The sequence below is a fragment of the Campylobacter concisus genome (genome assembly GCF_902460705.1).
GTDB classification, from domain to species: domain Bacteria; phylum Campylobacterota; class Campylobacteria; order Campylobacterales; family Campylobacteraceae; genus Campylobacter_A; species Campylobacter_A concisus_Z.
In genome coordinates this window covers 414,440-415,863 of record NZ_CABPUP010000001.1, presented here as the reverse complement: position 1 = coordinate 415,863, position 1,424 = coordinate 414,440, and the positions used below count along the sequence as shown (strand labels likewise).

3 protein-coding genes are annotated in these 1,424 nt (G+C 26.7%); 2 read left to right on the top strand and 1 reads right to left on the bottom strand.

All coding sequences use genetic code 11. The annotated features are described in order from the left end of the window. A partial coding sequence (locus F3G75_RS02115) for a DUF5416 family protein (protein ID WP_188115375.1) occupies positions 1 to 315 on the top strand: 315 nt, incomplete at its 5' end. Between the two features lie 18 nt (positions 316 to 333). Beyond that, a complete protein-coding gene (locus F3G75_RS02110; protein ID WP_103600173.1) occupies positions 334 to 972 on the top strand; it encodes a response regulator transcription factor in 639 nt (212 codons plus the stop codon). Positions 973 to 1,177: 205 nt separating this feature from the next. Here the strand turns inward: F3G75_RS02110 and F3G75_RS02105 are convergent. Beyond that, the coding region (locus F3G75_RS02105; protein WP_149716637.1) for a flagellar biosynthesis protein at positions 1,178 to 1,424 on the bottom strand (247 nt) is incomplete at its 5' end.

Genomic DNA, 1,424 nt, shown 5'->3' with positions numbered 1-1,424 from the left:
GCTAGTAGACATAAAAAACTATTTGAAAATATAAAAATTCAAGATGATATAGTAAGAATCATTAAAATTTTAATAAAAGGCTTTGACCAGAGTTTGGATAAATTTGACTTTGATCCTGGAATTTTAAATTTAAATACTCCTTATAAATATGCTATATCACAAGATTTTTTTGAAATGACTATTTTTTTAGAAGAAAAATCTTCTGTGGTTACTAAATTTTTCTCATCAATAGATTACAAGATATACAAAAATGGCGAAAGTCGTTATATAGAATTCTTTATAAATAGTAAAAAAATTTATGAAAGAATCATATAAATAATCCAAGGAAAGGTAATGCAAGTTATTTTATTTACACAAAATAGTGCATTAAACAATATTTGGAGAAGCTATTTTACTGGCAATAGCGATGTGAAATTTATACATAATAGAAAAGAGTTTTTTTCTCATATAAATGATGATGTTGATATTATAGGCATTGATATTGATGTTTTTAAAGATAATATTGATGATGTTATAAAAAATATAATTGAAAATTCCCCAAATATAAAAATACTCATACTCTCAAATAGGCCAACGATAAACGAAGGCAAGCATCTGCTTACGCTTGGAATCAAGGGCTATGCAAATTCCCACATGAGAAAGACACACTTTGAAGATGCTTTTGAAGCTATTTTTAATGGAAATATATGGCTTTACCAAGAATTTGTTCAGGCAATGATTAGTGAGCTAACCGGCTCATATATTAATAGTGAAAGTGAAAAGGTAGACAAAAAGACCGATCTCTCTGAACTTAGTTCAAGGGAAAGAGAAATTGCAGATTTAATCTATCAGGGTCTAACAAATAATGAAATTTCAGAAAAAACAGGTATTACACTAAGAACAGTCAAAGCACATACAAGCTCGATTTATAGTAAGTTAAATGTAAAGGATAGAATAGGGCTTGTGCTTTTGATGAAGCAGCTCGACGCATAAAATCTTGACTTATTTTTTAAAAATTAAGATTCTTCTTCAAAAACTATAAATTTTTATACATCCGCTCATAACAAATACATACACAACTTTTACTAGCTGAAGAATACAATAAATATAAAATTCTCAAATAAAAAATGATTTGCTAAAATCTTAAATAAAAAATTCTAGCAAATTTATTAATAGCCGAGATAAGAAATCAGAAACTTTAGTCTTCCAAATCGATATCTACTTTTTCAACATTTGTTATGATGTCTTTTGTATTTTTTTCGATATCGTGTTTATTTTTTTCAATAAGTGATCTATTTTGTCCAATCAAATCCCTATTTTCCTTAATACCATCACTATTTTGTTCAATTAATTTGCTAAGAGTTGATATTCTTTTTTCATAACGTATCATTAGAAAATAAATTACGTAAATTAGTAATAAAATTATCGCCCAAGGTAAAAATTGC